General features: G+C 51.7%; 20 protein-coding genes. 8 read left to right on the forward strand and 12 right to left on the reverse strand.

Annotated features, from left to right (window positions below):
- The 4 genes from HOJ95_00765 to HOJ95_00780 all read right to left on the reverse strand — a co-directional run.
- Window positions 1-220: hypothetical protein (locus HOJ95_00765; protein MBT6393210.1), on the reverse strand; the 220-nt coding region annotated here is incomplete at its 3' end.
- Window positions 221-460: 240 nt separating this feature from the next.
- Window positions 461-2,125, reverse strand: a complete 1,665-nt coding sequence (locus HOJ95_00770; protein MBT6393211.1) for a M28 family peptidase — start codon at window positions 2,123-2,125, stop codon at window positions 461-463.
- Window positions 2,126-2,327: 202 nt separating this feature from the next.
- The gene (locus HOJ95_00775; GenBank protein ID MBT6393212.1) at window positions 2,328-2,546 is read right to left on the reverse strand and encodes a response regulator; all 219 of its coding nucleotides are present in this window, start codon (window positions 2,544-2,546) and stop codon (window positions 2,328-2,330) included.
- A 186-nt stretch (window positions 2,547-2,732) separates the two neighbouring features.
- The gene (locus HOJ95_00780; protein MBT6393213.1) at window positions 2,733-3,536 is read right to left on the reverse strand and encodes a cyclic nucleotide-binding domain-containing protein; all 804 of its coding nucleotides are present in this window, start codon (window positions 3,534-3,536) and stop codon (window positions 2,733-2,735) included.
- A gap of 949 nt (window positions 3,537-4,485) precedes the next feature.
- On the opposite strand from HOJ95_00780, the gene HOJ95_00785 reads away from it, so the two are divergent.
- The 3 genes from HOJ95_00785 (at window position 4,486) to HOJ95_00795 (ending at window position 6,692) form a co-directional block, all read left to right on the forward strand.
- Complete coding sequence (locus HOJ95_00785; protein ID MBT6393214.1) at window positions 4,486-5,088, forward strand: superoxide dismutase; 603 nt, start codon at window positions 4,486-4,488, stop codon at window positions 5,086-5,088.
- A 65-nt stretch (window positions 5,089-5,153) separates the two neighbouring features.
- Window positions 5,154-5,618 carry a redoxin domain-containing protein gene (locus HOJ95_00790; protein MBT6393215.1) on the forward strand — a complete coding sequence of 155 codons (465 nt, stop codon included), beginning with the start codon at window positions 5,154-5,156 and terminating at the stop codon, window positions 5,616-5,618.
- Window positions 5,619-5,813: 195 nt separating this feature from the next.
- The gene (locus HOJ95_00795; protein ID MBT6393216.1) at window positions 5,814-6,692 is read left to right on the forward strand and encodes a methylenetetrahydrofolate reductase [NAD(P)H]; all 879 of its coding nucleotides are present in this window, start codon (window positions 5,814-5,816) and stop codon (window positions 6,690-6,692) included.
- 10 nt (window positions 6,693-6,702) lie between these two features.
- Here HOJ95_00795 and HOJ95_00800 read toward each other — a convergent pair whose 3' ends face one another.
- Window positions 6,703-8,154 carry a glutamate synthase subunit beta gene (locus tag HOJ95_00800; protein ID MBT6393217.1) on the reverse strand — a complete coding sequence of 484 codons (1,452 nt, stop codon included), beginning with the start codon at window positions 8,152-8,154 and terminating at the stop codon, window positions 6,703-6,705.
- Between the two features lie 2 nt (window positions 8,155-8,156).
- Window positions 8,157-12,710 (reverse strand): glutamate synthase large subunit, encoded by a 4,554-nt coding sequence (gene gltB, locus HOJ95_00805; protein MBT6393218.1) that lies wholly within the window; start codon window positions 12,708-12,710, stop codon window positions 8,157-8,159.
- A 165-nt stretch (window positions 12,711-12,875) separates the two neighbouring features.
- Between gltB and HOJ95_00810 the strand changes: the two genes are divergently transcribed.
- On the forward strand, window positions 12,876-13,754 hold the full coding sequence (locus HOJ95_00810; protein ID MBT6393219.1) for a LysR family transcriptional regulator: 879 nt from the start codon (window positions 12,876-12,878) through the stop codon (window positions 13,752-13,754).
- Window positions 13,755-13,777: 23 nt separating this feature from the next.
- Here the strand turns inward: HOJ95_00810 and HOJ95_00815 are convergent, their stop codons facing one another.
- From HOJ95_00815 to HOJ95_00825, 3 genes are all read right to left on the reverse strand, one after another.
- On the reverse strand, window positions 13,778-14,167 hold the full coding sequence (locus tag HOJ95_00815; GenBank protein MBT6393220.1) for a cupin domain-containing protein: 390 nt from the start codon (window positions 14,165-14,167) through the stop codon (window positions 13,778-13,780).
- Between the two features lie 128 nt (window positions 14,168-14,295).
- Window positions 14,296-14,778 carry a hypothetical protein gene (locus tag HOJ95_00820; GenBank protein MBT6393221.1) on the reverse strand — a complete coding sequence of 161 codons (483 nt, stop codon included), beginning with the start codon at window positions 14,776-14,778 and terminating at the stop codon, window positions 14,296-14,298.
- 32 nt (window positions 14,779-14,810) lie between these two features.
- On the reverse strand, window positions 14,811-15,329 hold the full coding sequence (locus tag HOJ95_00825; protein MBT6393222.1) for an SUMF1/EgtB/PvdO family nonheme iron enzyme: 519 nt from the start codon (window positions 15,327-15,329) through the stop codon (window positions 14,811-14,813).
- Between the two features lie 483 nt (window positions 15,330-15,812).
- On the opposite strand from HOJ95_00825, the gene HOJ95_00830 reads away from it, so the two are divergent.
- Both HOJ95_00830 and HOJ95_00835 read left to right on the forward strand, forming a co-directional pair.
- Window positions 15,813-16,058: a hypothetical protein gene (locus tag HOJ95_00830; protein MBT6393223.1), complete on the forward strand. Its 246-nt coding sequence runs from the start codon at window positions 15,813-15,815 to the stop codon at window positions 16,056-16,058.
- Between the two features lie 166 nt (window positions 16,059-16,224).
- Window positions 16,225-16,491 (forward strand): hypothetical protein, encoded by a 267-nt coding sequence (locus HOJ95_00835; protein ID MBT6393224.1) that lies wholly within the window; start codon window positions 16,225-16,227, stop codon window positions 16,489-16,491.
- Between the two features lie 53 nt (window positions 16,492-16,544).
- Here HOJ95_00835 and HOJ95_00840 read toward each other — a convergent pair whose 3' ends face one another.
- Genes HOJ95_00840 through HOJ95_00850 form a run of 3 tightly spaced genes read right to left on the reverse strand, consistent with a single transcriptional unit; the run spans window position 16,545 to window position 17,729 of the window.
- Entirely contained in the window at window positions 16,545-16,841 is a 297-nt protein-coding gene (locus HOJ95_00840) for a hypothetical protein (protein ID MBT6393225.1), read from the reverse strand.
- A gap of 34 nt (window positions 16,842-16,875) precedes the next feature.
- Window positions 16,876-17,202, reverse strand: a complete 327-nt coding sequence (locus tag HOJ95_00845) for a hypothetical protein (protein ID MBT6393226.1) — start codon at window positions 17,200-17,202, stop codon at window positions 16,876-16,878.
- 38 nt (window positions 17,203-17,240) lie between these two features.
- Window positions 17,241-17,729: a glycine zipper 2TM domain-containing protein gene (locus tag HOJ95_00850; GenBank protein ID MBT6393227.1), complete on the reverse strand. Its 489-nt coding sequence runs from the start codon at window positions 17,727-17,729 to the stop codon at window positions 17,241-17,243.
- A 604-nt stretch (window positions 17,730-18,333) separates the two neighbouring features.
- Between HOJ95_00850 and HOJ95_00855 the strand changes: the two genes are divergently transcribed.
- Window positions 18,334-22,380: a GAF domain-containing protein gene (locus HOJ95_00855; protein ID MBT6393228.1), complete on the forward strand. Its 4,047-nt coding sequence runs from the start codon at window positions 18,334-18,336 to the stop codon at window positions 22,378-22,380.
- Between the two features lie 197 nt (window positions 22,381-22,577).
- Window positions 22,578-23,993, forward strand: a complete 1,416-nt coding sequence (locus tag HOJ95_00860) for a glycine reductase (protein ID MBT6393229.1) — start codon at window positions 22,578-22,580, stop codon at window positions 23,991-23,993.
- Window positions 23,994-24,022: the final 29 nt, after the last annotated feature.

Raw genomic sequence — 24,022 nt, forward strand, 5'->3', positions numbered from 1 at the left:
CGTCTAAAACAAACATTCCGCGCATGTCGAAATGATTGTGGATGATCTGCCCGCCGCCACTTTTCCCCATCGCGCGCTCAACAGCGGGCCCCACGCTCCACTCGACGGCCTCGTTGAGGGCGCGTTGGCTGGTGGGGTGGTTAAGGTTCAAGGTGTGCTCGCCCTTGTGGACCCGGCGCACGGTGTCGTCGGTGTAGAAGCGCCCCTCCTCATTCCCCATCGTTCAGATCGTAGGCCGACTGGCGGATAAGTTTTTTGTCTTGTAATTGAATCTTATCTTCGAGGGCTTGAAATCTGGCATCATAATCCATCGTTATCTCTCCTGAGCAAAAGGTCGGGTATGGTCAAATTAGTTTGCGCAGTTCAGACGTTGCGCTCAAGGGGAGAGTCGAGGGAGGGGAGCCGGGCGCAAATGTGGTGTAATTCGAGAGGTGCTTAGGGAGGATTATTTCGCCAGGGCTTAGACGCTCTCGGCGATGCGTGCGGCATCCTCAAGGGCGGCGCAGGCGCGGTTGCGCTCGCGCACGAGACGAGTGTAGAGGACCAGTCCCTCGTGGCTCTTGGGTCCGGCTGTGAGGTACTCGCTAAGCCGCTGGAGGCCGGGGAAGATGGTGGCGCCTGAGGCGCGGTCGTGATCGAAGGGGCCTTGTTGGGTGTAGAGGGCGGCGTTCAAGGCATGGCTGATGCGCCGGGTGGCGGTGTTGAGAGCCGAGGGGTCTGCGCTACCGGCCTTAGCCATCATCGCCTCGGCAGCGCTCTTGAAGCGAGCGGCTGCTTTCATGGCGGGCTCTATATCCAAGGCGCCGGCGGCGCGTTTTTTGAGATCCGCAAGGGCGCTGTCCACGACGCTTGCTGTTGAGCGCGGGTCGAGCGGGAAGCGATCAGAGGTGCATAGCTCAAGGAGCGCGGCGGCATAAAGGCTGGTGTGCTCGGTGAGAAGGGTTTTGTCCATCTTGTCGAGGGTGTCGGCCGGGTTATGCCAGTACTCGGGAAAGCCGCTGTCGGGGTGGTCTTTTTGAAGATCGGGGGCATCGGGCGGCAGGACAGGTAAGAACGAGAAGGAGGGCACGCCTACCCCCCAGAAGGACTGGTCGGCCATCTTTCGCGGGTTGCCGGGCTCGGTCTCTTGCCCGCCGATGCGGCTGACGGCGTCTTTCACCCATGCGGAGATGTCGGCCGTGCAGAAGGGGCGGTAGACGGTGCACTGGCGGCAGCCGGGCTGGTCGATGTTGAGGTAGGCGGCGCAGTTGGCTCTCATTTCCTCGAACATGTGATCTGAATACCAGGTGGAGCCCGAAAAGCGGCCGTGGGAGTGGCCGTTCCACCAGGCGACGCGGAGGCCGCGCTTTAGCTCGCCCCGGTGGTTGTGCATGAGGCGCGCGAGTTCCATGAGCGTGGTGTCGCCTGCGCCGTTGTCGTTGGCCCCGAACTGCCATGAGTCGATGTGACCGGCGACGAGGACGTACTCATCGCTCCCCGAGGGGGGCGGTATCGTGGCGACGGGCATGGTGGTTTTGCGCCATTTGGTGTCGGTCTGGGCGTGGATGCGGAGTTGGACTTCCTTCTTGGATTTGACGCTGTCGATGAGGCCTTGGCCCTGCTCGCGCGAGAGGGTGACGACGGGGGTAGTGGGAATTCGTCCGACGCTCTCAGGGGTGGGCGAGCCCCAGATGGTCGAGACCGTCATATCGTGGGCATAGCCCATGTTGACGTAAACCTGGCCGATGGCGCCTGCCTGCTCGAAGGCATAAAAGCGTCCGGGCGAGAGCATACGCTCGGCGACGATGATTCGCCCGGCCACGGGGCCCTCGGGCGCCAGGGCATCACCCACGTAAACGGCATCGCCGGTGACGCCCGCCTCGCCGGTTGATGCGCCAAATACGGCTGTGATGGCGGGGATGTGCTCTGGGGCCTCGCCGAGGATGTCGAGCGATGTCTTTCCGGGGATGCTGATCAGGGCATCAAATTCGTGGACTGTCACGTCGATGCCAAGCGCCCGGAGTTCAGTTGCGATGTAGTCGACGGCCTGGGCCTCACCGGGGGTTCCGGTGTAGCGCTCCCACTGGCATATGGCCTCGAGGTGTTTCCAGAGAGAATCGGTGCTTACTTCGGTTGAGATGGACATGAAGACTCCTTGGGGTTCACGAAGATATGTTTTTCAGTGCGATTGGTTTTAAGTGTCTCTTTACGGAAAATCCATTTTACTTGGTTACGCGGCAAAGCGGAAGCGGGAGGAGGCTCCTGTCCCGTGGTTTGATTTAATTCATTATTGTCGCTGGAAAATGACGGTTCTTGTGAATTGAAACGACAATTCGAAACGATATGGATCAAGAGACATTGGTGGGGGTTTGATTATTTTCGAGTGCCTGGTGGAACGACTTTTCTAGCTTTTTGAGGTCAATGGGTCTAGTTATGAGATCCTCTGCGCCCAGATCGCGGACGCGGTTTCGGTCGCGGGTCATGCCCTGAGCGGTGACAGCGAGGATGGGAATCTCTCGTGTCTTGTGGTCTGCCTTTAGCGCCTCGATGGCCTCGAATCCGTCCATGACGGGCACCTGAGGTCCATCAGGATGATATCAGGCGCTAAAGCCTTTAACAGCGAGGCCTAGGATGTTGCTTTTCGAGGAATTTTCCGGAGTTGGCGAGAATTGGGTGTTGTAGACGCGCTTGATTCGTTTTGAATTGGGAATGTTGCCTTTGTGAAAGTAGACAGGTCTCAAATTAGGTGGGCTTTAATTGACCATATCCTTTAGCGAACTAGATAGCTTGTCTTGTTCATCTTGGGGAATGTTAACTTTGAGGCCTACTGTCCAAGGGAATTCTTCATTGTCCCCTTTGCTTGCCCATACAATCGACACTTTTTCCCAGTTATATACTTTGTCGTTGATTTTGATCGAAACACCGAATTCATCCTCAGGCTTGGGCTCGTTTGTCAGTGAAAGCAGAAGACCTCCCGCCGAAACATTGTGGAGGGATGCCATGTCATTGGAAAGCGCGGGAACATCCACCACACCCGGTACGGCGTAGCGAAAATATTGGCGCATATTTTCAACAGAATCCCCCGCCGCTACTTTATCGAATTCCTCTGTCTTCTCGAATCGGGATTGCTGTTTATTGTTATCCCGGATCAAGTTGGCAAGCTGAAAAACGATGGCGGTGGAGATGGCAGGATTTTCCTGAATCAGTAAATGTAAGTGCTCCTTCTCCATCGAGAGGAAAGTGGAATCCCTGTTAGCTATCGCTGTTGCAGAGCGCCCCTCGGAGCCGAAAAGTGCTATTTCCCCAAACGATGTTTTTTCACCAAGAATGGCGAGTCGCACTTCCTCTGGCGTTCCATGGGATTTTAAAATATTAATTTCCCCATCCACAATTATGTAAAGATGCTCTGCGGGGTCACCCTCGTTAAACAAAATATCGCCAGTTTCGTAGGTCACTTCCTCTGAAATATTTGTCAGGATCTTAAGCTGCTCGGGAGACATGGCCTCAAAGAGATTGACCGATTTGAGGAAGAGCGCTTTTTCGATTGTCGAGAGCATTTTGAGTATACCTATCATGTAGGTGCGGCTACATACGACAGTAGCTAGAGTTCTAGCGCTAGTTGGTTAGACCGCTACTTCAAAATTCCAGTGTAACGATAGGAATTTATCATTTTCTTGGTTTGAATCAAACTGAAAGGGATTATCAGCGGCCCAAAATATATGAATTCCAATGGGGAAGGGGTGGAGGTAGATTCTTTGAAATGAAAAAAATTACCGTTCGAGCGGGAGGGAGAAGAGGGGAGTCCGCGTATGATCTCCCTCCCGCGCCGAACAGCAAATTACATTCTGATTATGTTTACCAGCTATTGGATGTAACGCTCATAAATGACCGAATATTCCACCTAAATTGGGGAAAAGAAGTAAAAAAGTATGAATAAAAGTGACTTGCGGGAGGGGGAGGTAGTTTTCGTAATTGTTACGTTTCGTCTGACACCTGAGATATGGCATTTCAATTTTCTCTCGCAGGTAATATTTGTCGTTGTGGAATGGGCAAAGCCTTGGGATGTAGATTTTTTAAATTTGGCGAGTGCTGCGATGAAGAAATAATGGGTCGTTAGAGGATTTGAAAAAAATGCTGAAAATAGGAGTGAATTTTCTTCGAAAGACCGGTCGCCTTGGAGCGTAATTTGGGCTCCTTGGCAGGCTGGTTATTCATTTTCCTGGGACGACTTATTAATGATTAAAAGATATGAAATATGTTGATTTTTAGGGACTTAGGGAATTGACGAAGTAATTTCTCTTGAATAGTATACGCACCTCTTGAAGGGGGAATTACTTTTTTTAAAAAAAATTAAAAGTCTTAGTCTGCCAGCTTGAGGGGGCGCTAGTTTTTTCTGGTTTTGATGTGTTTTTTTCGTGGGGGCCGCTGATTACCCCCCATCTTCGATTACCCATGGTCGGCGGATTTTGATGATTTGCTGCCCTATTTTTCAACAAGGAGAAATTTCTGATGGCCTTTGAAATTCCCAAACTCGACTATGCCTATGATGCGCTGGAGCCTCATGTCGACGCCAGGACGATGGAGATTCATCACAGCAAGCACCATGCCGGTTACGCAACTAATCTAAACAATGCCATTGCGGGAACGGATCTCGATGGAAAAAGCATTGAGGATATACTTGCCGACCTTTCGAGCGCACCTGGCGATAAAAAAGGAGCGATTAACTTCAACGGCGGCGGCTTCGACAACCACTGCATCTACTGGAGCAACATGAGCCCGAACGGTGGTGGCGAGCCTAGTGGCGCCTTGGCCGATGCCATCGGCGATTTTGCAGCTTTCAAAGAAAAATTCTCCACCACGGCAGCACCTATTCAGGGAAGCGGGTGGTGCTGGTTGTGCACCAAACCCGGCTCGGGCGCTGTCGAGATCAAGGCGATGCCGAACCAGACTAGCGTCCGCACCGAGGGTTATGTGCCCCTACTCGGCATCGATGTTTGGGAGCATGCCTATTATCTCAACTATCAGAACCGTCGTCCCGACTACATTGCGGCCTGGTGGAACGTTGTGAACTGGGACAACGTGGCAGAGCGTCTGGCAGCGGCGAGTTAGTCGCCGAGGCCCCATGAAATTAAGATTGGCCCTCTATGGGCCCTGTATGAATAAAGGAAAATGTAATGACGTTGAATGTCGGAGATGTTGCGCCTGATTTTGAATTACCTCAGGCACAGAATGCTGGTGATAAAATCAAGCTGAGTGATTACAAGGGCAAGAAAAATGTTCTTCTTTGCTTCTATCCCTTCGATTTCTCGCCCGTATGCAGCGAGCAGCTTCCTGCATACTCTGCCCAGGCAGATCGTTTCGAGAAAGCCGATTGCGAGGTTCTTGGTGTTAGTGTGGACAGCCCGTTTGCGCATGCTGCGTGGGCTGAATCGGTCGGGATTGATTTTCCACTTTTGAGTGATTTTTTTGGAAAAGGTACGGTCGAGGCCTACGGGTTGATGCACGAGGCGGGCTTCAGCAATCGGGCCGTAATTCTTATCGACAAGGAAGGCAAGGTTGTTCACGCCGAGGTGACGCCTGCTCCGCCGGAATTGCCGGATGATGAAAAGCTATTCGCAGCGCTTGCGCAATTAAGCTAACGCTGATTTAAAAAAACTCCGGCGCGGAAGTATGCTTCCGTGTCGGAGTTTTTTTTGTTTTGAATGTTGTCGGCGATGCTCACCCTGCCTTGAAAAATCCGTGAATTAGAGCTACAAGAAGAGCGCAAAGTGTTGTATAAAAATGAGTTTCGTGTGCCGCTTGATTATGTTTGCCATCTTTTTTAGGGAAATTTCATGTCAGATATCGTAAACGAGATTCGATCAGATGAATTGAGCGTTTCGATCGAATTATTCCCCCCTAAAACCCCAAAGGGGGTCGTTCAGCTCAACAAAGAAGTCGGGCGGATTCATGAGGGGATGCGCGTGGCGTTCACCTCGGTGACATACGGAGCTGGCGGAGCAACCCAGGAGGGAACCTTGAGTCTCGTTCTGGATCTGGCCAAACGCTTTCCTGGCCGAGTGGTTGCGCACCTCACATGTGTTGGCGCCGATGAAAAAACACTCTCCGAGCTTCTCTCAAGCTATCGGGAAAACGGCATGAACGACATCATGGCGCTTCGTGGTGATCTTCCTGAAGGGATGAGCCGCGAGCTGGCTGTGGCTGGCGGCTATCACCATGCCATTGATCTCGTTCGCTGGCTGCGTGAGTTGGGCGGCGTCTCCTCGATAGGTGTGGCTTGTTATCCGGAAGGGCACCCCGAGACTGCGGACAAAGGGCAAGACATCGATTATTTCGCGGCCAAGGTTGAAGCCGGGGCCGATTATGCCGCTACACAATTTTTCTTTAACAACAGCGATTATTTTCGTTTTATCGATGAGTGCGGAAAAAGAGGCGTTGAGATTCCGATGGCGCCGGGTATTTTGGCAGTTCGCGATGTCGATCAGGTGGTTCGGTTCGCGGGCATGTGCGGGGCGAATGTTCCGGACAGGGTAATTTCAGAACTCTCGCCCTATCGTGACGACCCCGAGGGTTTCAAAGAGAAATCTGCAGATTTAGCTGCCGCGCAGATACAAGAGTTGCTCGATGCGGGTGTAAAGCATTTTCATCTTTATAGTCTGAACAAATCCGACATTGTGCTTCGTGTCGCTGATCGGTTGGGCTGGCGCCTTTAGTTAGAGCGAATCACGCAATCGGAGCTGGCAGGTCCGAGCTTCCCATCAGGTAGGCATCCACGCCATGGGCACATGACCTTCCTTCGGCTATGGCCCAGACGATGAGCGATTGTCCCCGCTGCATATCGCCGGCCGTGAATACGCCGGGAACGCTTGTCATCCAGTTTTCATCGCGCTGAACGTTGGAGCGCTCGGTAAGCTCTACTCCCAATTGCTCAAGCATTCCTTTTTTCTCGGGACCAAGAAAGCCCATCGCGAGAAATACGAAATCCGCCGCCATCTCTCTTTCGGAGCCGGGAACATCCTCGAAGCTCATCCGTCCGTCCTCGCTTCGCTTCATTTCCACATCCACGACGTTGATTTTCTTCAGTACGCCGTTCTCGCCCATAAATTCCTTGGTGGAGATGGAGTAGAGGCGCTCGCCTCCCTCCTCGTGCGCTGAGGAGACCCGGAAAATATTGGGGTAAAGAGGCCACGGGTTCGATACCTTGTCTCGCGCCTCGGGGGGGCGAGGGAGGATTTCGAGCTGATGAATCGAAGCCGCCCCCTGACGGTGAGCGGTGCCCAGGCAATCAGCGCCGGTGTCTCCGCCGCCAATGATGATGACATGTTTGTCTTTGACGTTGATTTGCTCCTCTAGCGGAACATCAACGCCGTTGCAGAGTTTGTTCTGCACAGAAAGATATTCGAGTGCGAAATACACGCCCTTGTTCTCGCGGCCTGGAATCGGCAGATCGCGCGGAGCCCGCGCGCCGCCGGAAAGCACAATGGCGTCAAAATCCTCGCGAAGCTTCGCTGCGGTGATGTCCATTCCCACGTGGTAATTTGTTTTGAATACCACCCCTTCGTCTTCCATCAGCTTGATGCGCCGATCCAGGACCTTCTTTTCCATTTTGAATTCCGGGATGCCGTACCGCATCAATCCACCGGGTAGGGCATCTCTCTCAAAAACGGTGACGTGGTGTCCCGCCAGGTTGAGCTGATCCGCCGTCGCCAGTCCTGCTGGGCCTGAGCCGACAACGGCAATTTTTTTGCCGGTACGGGCTGCAGGTTGTCGAGGAGTTACCCAGTGCCGATCGAAGGCATGTTCGATGATGGAAACTTCGACCTGTTTAATTGCCACAGGGTCTTCGTTGATGCCCAGGACACACGAGCCCTCACAGGGGGCAGGGCATAGCCGCCCAGTGAATTCGGGGAAATTATTTGTCTTGTGGAGGCGGTCGATGGCCTCTCGCCATTTATCCCGGTAGACGAGATCGTTCCACTCGGGGATGAGGTTTCCGAGGGGGCATCCGCTGTGGCAGAAGGGGATGCCGCAGTCCATGCAGCGAGAGCCCTGGGTCTGGAGCTTTTCCTCGGGGAATGGTAGGTATACCTCATTCCAGTCTTTCAGGCGCTCATCGACTTCTCGACGACCGGGCAACTCTCTTCCAAATTCTATGAAACCAGTGGGCTTACCCATGGTTAGGCCTCCATTACGGCTTTTTCCCATGGGATGCCGTTTTTCTTGGCGGTTTCTATCGCCGTGATTGCACGTTTGTAGTCACGCGGCATTACTTTCACAAAGCGAGACAAGTAATCGTCCCATTCGGCAAGTATGCGGGCGCCGACGGTGCTCTCCGTGTAGTCCACGTGTTTTTGAATCAGTGTTTTTAGCTCTTCGATGTCCTCGGGGGTTTCAACTGCCTCAAGTTCCACCATTTCCATATTGCAACGCTCTTGAAAATCGTTTCCCTCGTCGAGAACATAGGCAACGCCCCCCGACATGCCGGCGGCGAAGTTTCGCCCGGTCTTGCCAAGAATTACCGTGCGCCCACCAGTCATGTATTCACAGCCATGGTCACCCACGCTCTCTACCACGGCGTGCGCCCCACTGTTTCGAACGCAGAAGCGCTCGCCTGCGATTCCCCGGAAGAAGGCCTCTCCTCCCGTTGCGCCGTAAAGGGCGACATTGCCGATAAGGATATTTTCCTCGGCCACAAAGGAGGATTCTTTGGGCGGGAAGACAATGAGTTTTCCGCCCGAGAGACCTTTGCCGCAATAGTCGTTGGCGTCGCCCTCAAGGGTGAGGGAGATGCCCTTGGGCACGAAAGCCGAGAAACTCTGGCCGGCAGAGCCTTTGAAGTGAATCTGAATCGTGTCCTCTGGGAGGCCTTCGCCGCCGTGGCGCTTCGTCAATTCGTAGCCAAGAATTGTTCCCACCGTCCGGTTGATGTTGTGGATGGGCAACTCAAGTTTGACAGGGGTTTTGCTCTCAAGGGCGTCCATGCACTTTGGAATAAGGGTGGTCCTGTCGATGGTGCTCTCAAGGCCGTGATCCTGTCCCTGGGAGTTGTAAATGCCCACTTCGGGTCCCATGTCAGGCTTGTGGAGAATCGGAGCGAAATCGAGCCCCTTTGATTTCCAGTGACCCACGGCCTCCCGGGTATTGAGGTGATCCACGCGCCCGATCATCTCGTTCATGGTCCTAAAACCAAGCTTGGCCATGTATTCGCGGACTTCCTCGGCGATGAAGCGGAAGAAGTTTTCGACGAATTCAGGCGAGCCCGAGAATTTCTTGCGAAGCTCGGGGTCCTGGGTGGCGATTCCAACGGGGCAGGTATTTAAGTGACATACCCGCATCATGATGCAGCCCATCACCACGAGGGGAGCAGTGGCGAAGCCGAATTCATCCGCTCCGAGCATGGCGCCGATGACAACGTCGCGTCCTGTTTTTAACTGCCCGTCCACCTGAACGACAATGCGGTCGCGCAGGCGATTCATCACAAGAACTTGCTGGGTCTCGGCGAGGCCAAGCTCCCAAGGCGTGCCAGCGTGTTTGATGCTAGTGACGGGCGAGGCGCCGGTTCCGCCGTCATGACCCGAGATGAGCACGACGTCCGAGTGTGCCTTGGCAACACCTGCGGCGACGGTAGCGACACCGATCTCGGAGACGAGTTTTACGTGAATCCTCGCCACCGGGTTGGAGTTTTTAAGGTCGTAGATCAGCTGGGCCAGGTCCTCGATAGAATAAATATCGTGATGTGGCGGCGGAGAAATCAGGCCCACGGCCGGGGTGGAGTTTCGCACCTTGGCAATCCAGGGGAAGACTTTGCTTCCGGGAAGCTGCCCGCCCTCTCCGGGCTTGGCACCCTGGGCCATTTTAATCTGAAGATCGTCCGCATTCACGAGGTATTCACTGGTGACGCCAAAGCGCCCTGATGCCACTTGCTTGATTGAACTCCGGCGCAGATCTCCGTTTTCATCGGGTACAAAACGGGCGGAGTCCTCGCCGCCCTCGCCGGTGTTTGATTTTCCGCCAAGCCGGTTCATCGCGATGGCGAGCGTTTCGTGGGCTTCCTGGCTGATGGATCCATAGGACATCGCACCCGTGCTAAAGCGCGTCATGATGGATTCAATTGACTCTACCTCGTCCAGTGGAATCGGCTCTTTCGCCCATTTGAAATCTATAAGCCCGCGCAGGGTGGCCAAGTGCTTGCTCTGGTTGTCCACCAGGCTGGTGTATTCCTTGAAAATATCGTACTGGCCCGAACGGGTGGCATGCTGGAGTTTGAACACCGTTTCGGGGTTGAACAGGTGGTACTCCCCGTCCCTGCGCCACTGAAGTAATCCGCCGCTTTCAAGCTCCTCGGTCACAGCCTTGCGTTCCGGGTAGGCCTTGCGGTGCCGGATGAGTACTTCCTCGGTTACGACATCGATTCCTATGCCGCCGATTCGAGAAGGCGTCCAGGTGAAGTACTTATCAACAAAATCCTTATTGAGACCGATGGCCTCGAATATCTGAGCGCCTCGGTAGGATTGGATGGTCGAGATGCCCATCTTCGAGATGACCTTGATGATGCCTTTGCTCAGGGCGGCTATGTAGTTCTTGACCGCCGTGTCGTAGTCAACTCCCTCAAGGTAGCCGTTGCGGCTCATGTCGTTGAGCGTTTCGAAGGCGAGGTATGGGTTGATGGCGCCCGCGCCGTAGCCCAGGAGAAGTGCCATATGGTGAACCTGTCGTGCTTCACCGGTTTCGATTAGCAAGTCGGCGAGTGTCCTCGTTCCCTCGCGGACGAGGTGGTGGTGCACCCCGGCGGTGGCGAAAAGGGCCGGGATAGGCGCGTATTCTCCTGAAATGCCTCGATCGGAGAGGACGATGAGGCTATATCCATTGGAGATGGCTTCGCTGACTTTTTTGCATAGCTCATCCATGGCCTTTTCAAGGCCTGCAACGCCGTCCGCCACCTTGTAAAGCATCGGGAGCGTTGTTGCCTTTAGACCGGGCTGATTCGAATGGACAAGTTTATAGAAATCCTCGTTGCTGAGGATGGGAGATTCAATCTTGATCTGATGACAGGACTCGGCCTCAGGCTTGAGCAAATTGCGCTCGGCCCCAATCGTGGTCGATAGCTGGGTGACTATTTCCTCTCGCATCGCATCCAGTGGCGGGTTCGTCACCTGGGCAAAGAGTTGTTTGAAATAGTCGTAGAGAAGCCTTGAGCGATTAGATAGGACCGCTAGCGAGGCGTCATTGCCCATCGAGCCAAGCGGGTCAAGCTTCGACATGGCCATGGGTCCAAGGAAGAAGCGCAGATCCTCCATCGTGTAGCCGAAGGCCTGCTGGCGGTTGAGAACGGTCTCATGATCCGGCTCGGGCAACTCGGGGGCCGCCGGAAGATCGTCCAGGTGGACTAAGTTATAGTCGAGCCACACCTTGTAGGGATGCTCAGTCGCATAGCGCTTCTTGATTTCCTCATCGTCGATGATGCGTCCTTCGTCGGTATCGACGAGGAAAATTCGACCCGGGTGGAGGCGCTCTTTGATCAATATGTTTTCGGGCTCAATGTCGAGGACGCCCACTTCTGAGGCCATCACGACAAAATTGTCCTTGGTGACGTAGTAACGGGCCGGGCGCAGGCCGTTTCGATCGAGGACGGCGCCGATGACTTTTCCGTCCGTGAAGGCGATGCAAGCGGGGCCATCCCAGGGCTCCATGAGGGTGCCGTGGTATTCGTAGAAAGCCTTTCTCTCCTCGCTCATCGACTCGTGCCCGCTCCAGGGCTCGGGAATCATCATCAGGACGGCATGGGGAAGCTCCCGCCCGCCCATGTGCAGGAATTCGAGGACGTTGTCGAAAGTGGCTGAGTCGCTTCCGCCTTCCTCGATGATGGGAACAATTTGCTTGAGGTCCGGGAAGTGTCTGGACTCGCAAACGGCCTCCCTGGCATGCATCCAATTGATATTCCCACGCAGGGTGTTGATCTCGCCGTTATGCGCAAGATAGCGGTAGGGGTGAGAGCGGGGCCATGATGGGAATGTGTTTGTCGAGAAACGCGAATGCACAAGAGCAAGGGCAGATACCATGTCCTTGTCCTTGAGATCGGGAAAGACAACCTCAACCTGCTCCGGGGTAAGCATCCCCTTATAAATTATAGTGCGCGCGGACAAGCTTGTGACGTGGAAATCCTCACGGTCCCTGATGTTCGATTGGCGAACCTTGTTTTCCACCTGTTTGCGAATGATGTAGAGCTTGCGCTCGATGTCCATCGGATTCTCATCACCCTCAAAACCCCCGATGAAGACCTGTCTGAATAGGGGGGCAGATGCCATTGCGGTAGGGCCAACTGTGCTGGTTTCGGTGGGGACATGACGCCAGCCGAGGATCTCGCATCCCTCCTTGCGGGCGACAGACTCGAAAATCTGCTCGCACTCGTTTGCCTGGGCATTGTGATTCGGGAGAAATACGAGACCCGCACCAAACCTGCCCTCACTGGGTAGACTAATGCCCTCTTGGTCGCAAACTTTGCGTAGGAAGTAATCGGGCATCTGGAGCAGGATTCCGGCACCATCGCCTGTGTTCACCTCGGAGCCGCTGGCGCCTCGATGCGAAATGTTTTTGAGGACGGTGAGCGCCTGCTCAATTATCTTTGCAGATTTTTGGCCATTAATATCAACCACAAAGCCCACACCGCAGGCCTCATGTTCAAATGCAGGGTCATAGAGGCCAGGACCCAATTTGGATGTGTTGTAAGTCATTGATATACCTAATTTATGTGAACAGAAAAATAATCCCTCTCCCAAGCTGAGAAAGGGACACTCCCCTACGAGAACAGCGTACCCTACACGAGATCGCGCCGAATGCCAAAGTGCAAAGTCTTATGCTTTGCATTAGCAAAGCTAATAGTATATGGGTGTTTAATTATGAATATCGATACTTTGAGGCTCTTCTGCCTCGTGGTTCAGACAAATAGTTTTTCCCGTGGTGCCCGGGAAGGTGGTGTTTCTCAGTCGGCGGCGAGCCAAAGCGTTCGTCTCCTTGAGGAGGAATTGGGCGCGGTGCTCTTGGATAGGAGTAAACGCCCATTCACGGTGACATCACAGGGAGAGAAATTCTACAAAGCGAGCCGCGACCTCCTAGAGGGGTTTGATAGGGTTTTGAGCGAGGTTGCCCGAGAAAAGAGCCGCGTCGCGGGAACGGTTCGTGTTGCCGCTATTTACTCTGTTGGCCTCCATGACATGGGTGTTTTCATGCAGCGCTTCCGCCATGAGTTTCCCGAGGCAAGGGTGAGACTTGAATGTTTGCACCCGCGTGAGGTTATCCGTTCAATCGAAGAGGATCTGGCCGATGTTGGTCTCGTCTCTTATCCGCCAGCGATGAGGGGGGTGAACGTTATTCCTCTTTGGCAAGAGCCCATGCGCCTGGTCTGCGCGCCCGAGCATCCCCTTGCCGTTAAGAAAAGCATTCGCTGCACCGATCTTAATGGCGTTCCCTTCGTGGCGTTTGATCCCGATCTCGCCATTAGAAAAGCCATAGATCGGGTACTGCGCCAGGAACACGCAAGAGTTGATGTGGTCATGGAATTAGACAACATCGAGAGCATCAAGGAGGGGGTATTGCTCGGTGCGGGGGTGAGTATTCTTCCCGAGCCTGTTTTTCAAAAAGAGATTGCCATGCGGAGCCTCAAGGCGATTCCCCTCGATCGAGAAGACCTGACCCGGCCTATTGGCTTAATTCATCGCCGGCGCAAGCACATACCCCCGGCGGTGAGCAGTTTTATAGAGTTGCTCGCCGAGCGTTGATGATGTTCCGCATCGTTGCTGCGCTACCCTTTTTTCAGGCGACCCAATACCTCGTCAGCATCATTTGCCCTGTTGTAGTCCTGATCCAGATTTCCGTTTCCGCATGGGCTTTTTACAGCGAAAAACACTGCAGGGCCGCCCACGGCGACAACGCCATGACGCGTATTCCGCGGTATGTGGATCATGTCGCCTTTCGCGATAATTCGCTGCTCCTCGCCGAGAATCATGTTGAGTTCTCCCTCGAGCATCAGCATGTATTGCTCTTCATTGGGATGAAAATGCGGGGTAGGGCCCTCACCATCTTGGTAGGTCACAACTCCTGCTTTCATTAACTCTCCCGCAACCGTTTTCGCGGTGGCGGGCCCGGAACTCGATTTTACCGTTTCCATCTCGGATATTTTGTAAAATGGCATGACATATCTCCTTTACTTATAAGTGGCGTGGTCCCCGAGCAGGCGTCAACAAGGCTGCTCAGGTAGCTATTGGGGAACGATTAAAGAGTAGCAAATTTTAGGGGGTGGGGCATCTAGGCGGCAAAATGCTAGGGTTCCGCCGGGTCGTCGGCCGACAGGAATAACTCTCCTCCCGGACTTAGCGAGATGAATTCTAACCACTCATCGCGGGCGAACAAATAGCCCATCGTTTTGCCGCTTAAATTTTTCACCTCGAAGAAACTGAATCGATAGGACTCCGGTTCATTTTCTATTATCTCTAGAAGCGTATCTGGCTTGGTGGGGTCGATGGTCAGATTGTTGCCTTTGAGATGCAAGGTATGCCCTTCGTAATTCACGACAACCGCCGCAAGATCACTAAGGCTCCCGAATATAGGCGAGTGTGCCTTTATCTTTGTTATCCGAGCATTGCGATTTAGATAAGAATTGACCTCAAGGGAATGAAAAAGACCGGTGGGAAAATTGCCGGTGAATCCCGCCATCGTCGACGCAAATGCAACGGTGATGATGATGCGGCAATAGCCAGAGAGCCTGCTTTTTAGCCTTAATGAGAAATTATTTTTTCTTTTCATCGTCGTCTGTAGCCTGGTTTCTTGTTCCATAATTAATGAGGGGCTTGGGTTAAGTCAGGTTTGTTTTTTGTTTTCCCGGTGGTGAGCGCAACACTGGGCTCAGGCTTTACGCACCGAAATCCCTTGACTTCATTTGACCATGAAGTGTGATAGGCGTGCGTGCACTCACACGTTGTAGTGCCCGGGCCGCATAGTAGCTTGAAATCGGCTCCCTCGTCCTGGTTCGCGTTGGTTGATGTCCACTCCCAGATCCACCAAGGAAATTCAATGGCTTTGGATTCACAGGCCACCAGCCATTCTCCGGCAGAGGGCAGTCGTTTGCCCATCGAGGCGCAAAAGGCTTTTGCCTCGTGCCAATTGAGATTAACGGCTGGCCCGTTGGGAAGGGTGGCGTTTTCTCCAGATTTAGGTGTGGGGGTTGATCGGGTAAAGCGTTTGAACTCGGTGGCCGAGACGGGGATGGGGTCAAGGCGTGGGGCAGCAGCCTGGGCGCTTCCTGTAATAGATAATAGGAAGAGCGTGGAAAATAAGCTTCCCAAGAAAAAATTCATAGCCTCACCTTTGTGTTCTAAGGCAGAGTTGCCCCGACCTAAAGAATGATTCAAAGCATACCATTCAGCAGATTTCCCAAACAGACCAAAATCGTAATCTTGTAACTGGAATTTATTCAACGATATCTGTATGCCCTAAATAAATATACATATTCGGATATTTTTTATTGATCTAATATACACTTTCGTATATATTTCGCCTCGTGCTCATGTCGCCTCAGGGGGGCGGGATGAGGAATCCAGTGGTTTTGCGAAGGGCAAATCGTCCCTTTTTGAAAAATGATTTTTAGGTGTATCTGATTGGTTTTCTGGGTTTTGTTCGGGCGGCCTGTCCTGTCAATTTCCCACCCCAACTCCTTTCTATACAGCGCCGACAATACTGGGTTATCCGCTCGTTGTTGCCGGCGTCCCGTCTGGAGTATTCCAAATCCTCTCGAACTGCAGGCCGCCCGGACGCTCGTTATGAACTTTGGAGGAGGAGAAATGAGAGAGCACATATCTTATATCGGGAGCCACGAGCGCGGATTGCATGACATGCTCGAGGAGGGGATCGACCTTCCTGAGGGTGGGGTGGTGTTGAGTTATTTCGACAGACTTCGAGACCGACAAGTTACGCAGGTCTATCCAGACAGGCCCTCGGCTAAGGCTCGTGCATTTGAAGTTCAGCGTGCTCGAAAAACTAGGCGAGTGGATTGTCAGATTCTTTCCCTGGTCGAGGCGATTGCATGAAGATATTTTATTCGCTGGCAAGCACATTTTAAGTGGCGGACAATCGGAGTTTTTTTGAATGTTGGAAAAATCTTCGCATCACAAGAAGGCCCGAAAAACCAGAGCCCGCTCTGCTTGGAGTCGGCCGGATAAGCGTTCCCCAGATCAAATTCTTAGGGAGGAGGCCTTGCTGACCAAGCCTATGCTGGCCAAGGTCTTCGGGTACAAGAGTGTTCGTAGCGTGGATTTTCTCGTTGCAGAGGATTGCGTCAGCGATAATCCGATGTTGAAGCCTGTCTATCTTCGTTGCCCAGAGAATATTCCTTCCCTCAAAAGCCTCCGGTTTCGCCGGGAAGATGTTGCAGACTATATCAAGAAGATGCAACACGATTTTCCGGTCGATCTCGAATGGAAGTTTGGCCAATTTAATCGCAGTGCTCCAGATGAAGCGTGAACAAAAAAAAGCCCCCCGGTTTCCCGGAGGGCTTTTCAATTCACCGTGTGTTTCTATTCGTTGAAGTGCCCAAGCGGTCTTTCGATTGCATATTTATAAGGTGCCCTCAAAAAAGTGTCCTTGATGGGCTTTAAATCGTTGTTGCCCGCTTCGGTGATCAGGGCCGCAGGAACATAGATGACGGCGCCAGCGACCATGGCGACCAGGCTTAGGGGCCTAATAATCAGAATATCCCAGATCATGGCCAGATCGTCTGTTTCTTTGGCTATTTCATGTGAGCCGGCTTGTACAATCATCGGCATGGCAAGAAGACTGAGTGCCAGCCCCAGGGCTACAGCTTTTTTCTGCATGGCGTTCCCCTTGTGGGTTCGGCCCAGGCGGAGTCTACCGGGCTTTCCAGTTGAAATTACCCATGGGCCGGTCAATAGCATCGGCATAGGGTTTGTCTATCCAGTTTTTCTTGAGACGAACCGGATCATCTCCGAAAAGAGGGTCCAGCAGCCAGGCGATCGGATAGGTGAGAAATGCTCCTGCTAGCAGAATATATGCGCCGGGCCGGACGATGAGGAGATCGAGAAAGTAATCTCCCGTGCTGGGCTCGGCAGATTTCATTTCGGCGGCATATGCTGGCTGGGGGGACAGTACCGTCTGTGCTACCGGCAGAAACGCCAGCGACATTCCAAGTGCAAATACAATAGTAATTTTTTTCATCGGGTAATCCTTTCTGTTAAAAAAATATCAGATAATTCTTAGCGGGTGATACGCCAAGTGCCATCGGGGTTCCGGCATGCACTCCCTTTGGCGGTTTCATTTTTTCCGTCCACGACAATAGTTTGGGTAAAGGGGCGACAAGTTGAGCCGCTAGATGTTTTGTAGGAGCGCTCAGGTGTTACTGTCCCGCTATGACCGCTGTCGGGATTACGCCATTTTGTGGTTTTCCCGGATGGCGATGTTTCCAATGTCGATTGGGTTGTTCTGGCCATGAGGAGTTTGTCTCGCTCGTCGAGCTGCTTGCCGACAGCCCCGCCAAGCACTCCGCCCAGAATGGCGCCTGCGATAGTGGCCACGGTTTTGCCGCGCCCCTTGCCAACTCGGGAACCAAGAACCCCGCCGAGGACGCCGCCGAGAACTGTGCCTCCGGTCTCTTTGTTGATGCCGCCTGAGCGCCCGGAGCCAGTGCATCCAGCCATCGAGACAGTTAAGATCAAGATTAATCCGGATGTAATCCAACGAGACATCAAATCTCTCCTTTTGTTAAAGCGGCATTTTCTTGATTTCAGTAGAACTTGACGCCTCAAAACAGCAATAATTTTACCATTCTTGAATTGTTGGGGAAAGGAAGCATTTCACATTTCTTATAATAGTTTTAGGGGGTATGTGGTGTCAAAGCGTGAGGCGTGTGTCGTGAAATTACGCTTATACGTAGTTAATTCCAACTTGTTATACGTCTTGGACTAGAAAAATTATATTTCTCATTATCGCCATGTTGTTGTTAGTTTTTAAATCCGATTAAATTTTTCTTTGTTTAATCTTTGAATTGTTTTGCAATTCACTCTTTTCATGACCTTAGCAAATCAAAAGTACAGTGTGAGATTTTAAGTCTTGTATTTTTGCGAGAAGATTTTAATTCGATTTTTAGTGGTGAAATTCTGTTGACGACAAGGGTCTTATGTCGTATTAAGGATTTGATAAATTATTTCATAATGCAATATATATATTTTGTTCCAAAAGAAGAATTTCCGCAAATAACTATAGGGCGGACTTGGAGATATGGTTTCTTCTGATCCTGGCGGTGGCAGCCCATTTTCGGAGCCGCGTTCAACGCTGCTAGAACCGGCTTCAATGAATACTTTGCTTGCGTCAACCGCCAGAAATATCCTTGAAGAAAAAAATAGCTCTCTGGTTCTTCAGAATATATGCAGGGAAGCTTGCCGTGTACTAGAGGCTGATCGCTCTATGATCGCTCGGGTTCGTATTGATGTGCAGCCTTACCGAAAGATTCTTTCTTCGTATGAACTCCCGGAATTTTTCATCAAAGCCTTCCATGAATCATCTGTCATCCCGTCTATTCTTGGAGATGCGAGCTGCGATGGTGTGCCCAAAGTAATTCCGGATATTCGGAATGTGGGTAGGGTTTTTTCTGAGGAGGCGGTGCTTGCCTCCGGTCATAGAACGAATGTGGTAATTCCTCTCAATGTTGGTGGAAAACTTTTTGGTGAACTTGCGCTCTTTTATTTCGAAGTGCGGGAAATTTCAGACGAGGAAATTAATTTGGCACAAACCCTCGGCGATCTGGCGTCTCTGGCAATTGAGAATTCTCAGCTGGTGGATTCTCTGGAAAATAGAATTGTTGAGCAAGACAGCCTTCAACGCGCGCTCAGACACATCACAGATAAAGATGATGTTGATGGGATCATTCAGGCTGTTCTTGATGAGAGTTTAAGTGTTATTGGGACAGATCGCTGTGGTGTGGTGTTGCATGACCCTGACAAGAATGACCTTGATATTTTTCTTGGTCGTGGGGTGTCACAAAAGTTTCAAGAAGATATCAGAAATCATTCTGAACCATTTCCGATTTGCCGAAGATATATCTCTGATCCTGCTCTTCAGTCCCCCATTATATTCTCTGATCTGCTCAAAGATGCCCAACATAAAGAGATTCATGCCAGCGAAGGCCATAAAAGTATGGTGGCTTTTCCTCTGAGGAATGAGGGGAAAAATTTTGGAACCTTATTTTTTTGTTGGACCTTCAAGAAAGAGTTCGACGATCAGATTGTTTCGCTGGGCCAAGCGTTTACTGACCATGTGGCGGTTGCGATTCAAAAAGCAAGGCTCTTGGAGAAAACCAGGGAGGATTTTTCTCACCAGCAGATTACTGGTGACATCGCACGAGCCGTAGGTTCCATGTTGGAGCCGGATAAACTTTTCCAGGCGATTACGAGAGAGATTCGTAAGTATGTTCCGTGTGATCGTTGTGTGATAGCCACTTATTTTAAAGATACCAAGGCATTTCACTACTGGCAGATTGATTCTCAGATCGAGATGAACTCACCTATTTCGATGAGCGAATCGTTGGTTTCTATGGCCTGGGAAGCTTATGAAAAAGGTGTCCCAACTTATTGCCCCGATATTAATTCGTCGGATTATACCGATAGCCACTTGGCGAGGGCGGGTCTTCAAAGCATTTTGGTGATTCCGATTATGCAAGAGGGCCAAGCTATTGCCCACATTGCTTTGTCGAAAAAAGAGAAGGACGCGTTCTCGGATGTCCAAATTAGGCTTCTTGTTTCGGTCGCTGGCCACTTGGCATCCGCATTCCGGAACGCATCGCTGTTTCGCCAGTCTGAGGAGCGAGCGTCCCGGCTGGCGGTTTTACATGAACTGAATCGAAAGATTGCGAAGAACCTGGATCTAACGGAGGTCTTGAATAGCATCACGCAATCCGTAAACGAATTGCTCCACTCCGATGCCGCGCTGATTTATTTCATCGATGAAAAAACGGGGGAACTAGTTCCTCGTGCACAGAGCGGCAAAGTCTCCGATTTCTCGCCTGAAGGGCATGCCTTCAAGCTAGGCGCTGGTGTCATGGGAAAGATGCTTGAATCCGGTGAGGGAACGGCAGTGGCCGATGTGGAGGATGACCCCGATTGGGCAGGGATGGATTGGGCTCGAGAGAACGGTATCCACGCCTATATTGGGTATCCGTTGATTTCGGTGGGTAAGGTAGTCGGGGTTATCGCGGGTTTTTCGAAGACGAAAGATTATTTTTCGTCTGTGAATATGGAGTTTTTGGAAACGCTCTCCTCCCAGGCGGCAATAGCTATTGAAAATGCCAGGCTATACCGAGAAACGGAGGAGCGCAGCAGGCAATTGGGAACCTTGGTGGAGTTGGGCCAGCAAATTTCACGGGGACTGAATTTCACTTCTGTTCTTGATTCGATCGTTGAGGCTGCTGCTACTCTTTTCGGTGGCGATGCGACTTTCAGGCTTCTTGAGGGCGAACATCTTGTCATGGTGGCTGCTACTCCCGGGGCGAGGGGGAGGATGAACAGGGAGCGTGTTCGGGTTGGTGTCCCTCTGTCGGGTCTGGTGGCGGAAACGGGCGAGCCGATGTTTTCTTCCGATTTGGAAAACGATGCTCGTATGCTGCCCGAATTGCGTTCTGCTCTCTGGCGTGGGCAATCGATTTCCACCTTGATCGTGCCTGTCCGATTGGGGGAGCGTATTGTTGGCACACTGGGAGTCTATCGTGAGAAGGGATATGAATTTGGACAAGAGGCGCTGTTCCTGGCCAATACGCTTGCAGATCAAGCTGCAATTGCCGTGGAGAATTCACGCCTCCATGAAGAGGCCCGCCGAAGCCGAGATTTTTTTCAGAGTGTTGTGGATGACAATGCTGACGCCATCATTGTGACGGATAAAGAGCGCCGAGTCGTTTGCTGGAATGCGGCTGCCGAGAATATGTATGGATATACTGAATCGGAAGCCTTCGGGCGCAGCCTTGTGGAAATGATCGTGCCCGAGGATCAACAGAACGAATGGAACATCAGGTACAAGGAGCAAATTTCCGAATTGTTGTTCCAGGGAAAGGTGCATCGCCCCGAAGAGGTACGACGACGAAAGGACGGAAGCCTTTTGTCCGTTGATGTCGTGGTGTCTCCTGTGAAAAACGAAAATGGAGAAATTGTAGCTTTCTGTAGTTTCACTAAAGATCTTACGAGTAGAAAACTGGAAGAGGAAATGTTGATTGAGGCCAAGGTGGCGGCTGAGAAAGCAAATATGGCCAAGTCAGAATTTCTCTCTAATGTGACGCATGAACTTCGCTCACCCCTTAATTCGGTCATCGGATTCAGTGATTTGTTACTCCAGAAAACCCAGGACGAGCAGGTGTTGCGTTTTTTGCCCAGAATCCGTGATGCTGGAAAGTATCTGGCTTGCCTAATCGACGATCTTCGCGACATGGATCGAATCGAAAGCGCCAAGATGAAGCTTGAGCGTAGCGACGTTGACTTCAATGACTTGATCGAAAGTTTGATTGAATCATGGTCCACAAATCTCCATGAAGGATTTTCTATTGAATTCGATCTGGACCCCGGATGCGGCATTATTTCATGCGATCCGGTTCGGATTAGGCAGGTTCTCTATAATCTTCTCGATAATGCAATTAAATATTCGAACGAGCCAGGGAAAATCAGTGTCAGAGCACAAAATAAAATTACAGAGATTTGGGTAAGTGTGCAGGATCAGGGCCTGGGGCTCGAACCCGGGGAGCGGGATATCATTTTCGACCGCTTTCAACAGATAAAGAAAGGCGCATCAAGAGCGTCTGGAGGCATGGGAATCGGGCTGTATCTTGTGCGCCAGTTTTTGACCATGCACGACGGGCATATATGGGTAGATAGCGAACCGGGTCAGGGCAGCACGTTTACGTTTGCACTCCCGAGGGAAAAGAAACAAGAGATTATTACCTCATCTCCAAATGAGGTTGTGGTCAGGACAGATGTTGAAGAGCCATGGGCTGGTTGTACGCTGTTGGTGGTAGACGATCTTGAAATGTTTCATCTCTATGCAAGCATGCTCATGGCTAGCGCCAAGGAAATACTTTCGGCCTATAACGGCGAGGAAGGTGTGGAAATGGCCCGCCGCTTCCGACCTGACATAATACTGATGGATATGAGAATGCCCATTTTAAACGGGTATGAAGCGATTGCACGTATTAAAAAAGATCCCACCATGAAAGATATACCCATTATTGCTGTTACGGCCCAGGCCATGGAAGAGGATAAGGATTTATGTTTTCAGGCTGGTGCTGAGAGCTACGCCACAAAGCCCATCGACAGAAAATTTCTGACGCAGGAAGTTCGACGTCTTTTGAAGGATTCTAGGTAATTCCTCCTTTCTCTCCTTGCATTCCTTGTTTTTGTGTCTTTATACAAAACAAAAATATTTAAATCGATGGAAAGTAAGTGGTTGTTGATTTAGGAGTAAATGGCAAGTGATTTCTGCTATGGAGGGCTGACGCTGCATTCAATTTCCCGTATAACTTTTCAGGCTATATATCTTCTGCTCTTTTAATGGTGGGTAATATGACTGCGTATTTGCGTGCAGCGACGAACATTCTCGTTCATGTTCCTGATCTGGTTCGCTATGGCTCGAAACCATGGCGTGAGACTTCCCATAACAATAAGGCGCTCGGAGATGTATTCGCTGATCTGAGGTCTTTTGACGAAGTGGTTGACTATGCGCCAAATCAGGCTTTCATCGGCAATCTTGCGCCCGAGAAATTAAACGAGATTGCCTCCCCCTGGTATGAAAATTCTCCTCCTGGGGCCTCACCTAAAGGTGTTTTCGGAGAAGTGCTCCCGCAGGAGATTTTTTATTCGTTACTTGAATTATCTGATCAATTTGGATTATTTATGTTTGATGAGCAGCATGTTGCAGCCAAGCTATCCTCGGATGCCGCCTCCGCTCTCCTGAATAAAGATAAACCTGTAAAGAAGCATCGCCAGGAGGACATTCTTCAATGCATCGAGGCCGGAGAGGCTCTGCCACTATTTCAAGGACGGGACCTGGTCGGGTGTGTACGCCGCGATCATGAATTTGACGAGTCACTTGATGCCCGTGTCCTATTAGAAAACTTGGCGGCTAAGGCTAGCGGTGCATTCGCCCTCAGACATCTTCTTGTGCAAGAAGACATCGCACCGGATGAAATAGAGTACGTCATTAGTTGTTCCGAGGAGGCAGTCGGGGATCGTTACAATCGTGGTGGTGGCAACCTCGCAAAGGCTATTGCCGAGATGGCGGGTTGTGTGAATGCTGCCGGGGTCGATGTGAAGTCTTTTTGCGCGGCTCCCGTTTATGCGATTGTGCATGCGGCGGCTCTTATTCAGTCTGGTGTAGTTAGGAATGTTGTCGTTGTCGGAGGTGGTTCGATGGCGAAGCTTGGGATGAAAGCTTACTACCATATGGAAAAGGAGATACCCATTCTTGAGGATGTCTTGGGTGGAGTAGCTTTTCTTCTCTCTTCGGATTCAGACAATAGTCCTCGAATAAATCTTGAAATCGCAGGACGCCACACGGCTGGAAGTCCCTCTACACCTCAAGTTTTAGCAGAAACCCTAGTGCGCGACCCGCTTGCTCGGGCTGGGCGTAAGATCTCCAGCATCAACAAATATGCTGTTGAGCTGCACAATCCTGAGGTGATGGTGCCTGCGGGGGCGGGGGATGTTGCAGCCACGAATTACAAAATGTTGGCTGCCATGGCGGTAATGGGCGGAGAAATAGCTCGCGAGGAGATTCCGGAATTTATCGAAACCCATGGCATGCCTGGATTTGCCCCGACACAAGGACACATTCCCGCCGGGGTGCCATTTCTCGGCCACGCTCTGAGCAGGATGCGTGCTGGCACCCTTCAGAGTACGATGATTATGGCGAAGGGGAGTTTATTCCTAGGCCGGATGTCCCAACAGGCTGACGGGGCCTCAATTTTAATAGAAGTATGATTTGCTCGTTTTTTATGATCAAGAGGGAG

It is taken from the genome of Nitrospinaceae bacterium, from assembly GCA_018669005.1.
Lineage (GTDB): Bacteria > UBA8248 > UBA8248 > UBA8248 > UBA8248 > UBA8248.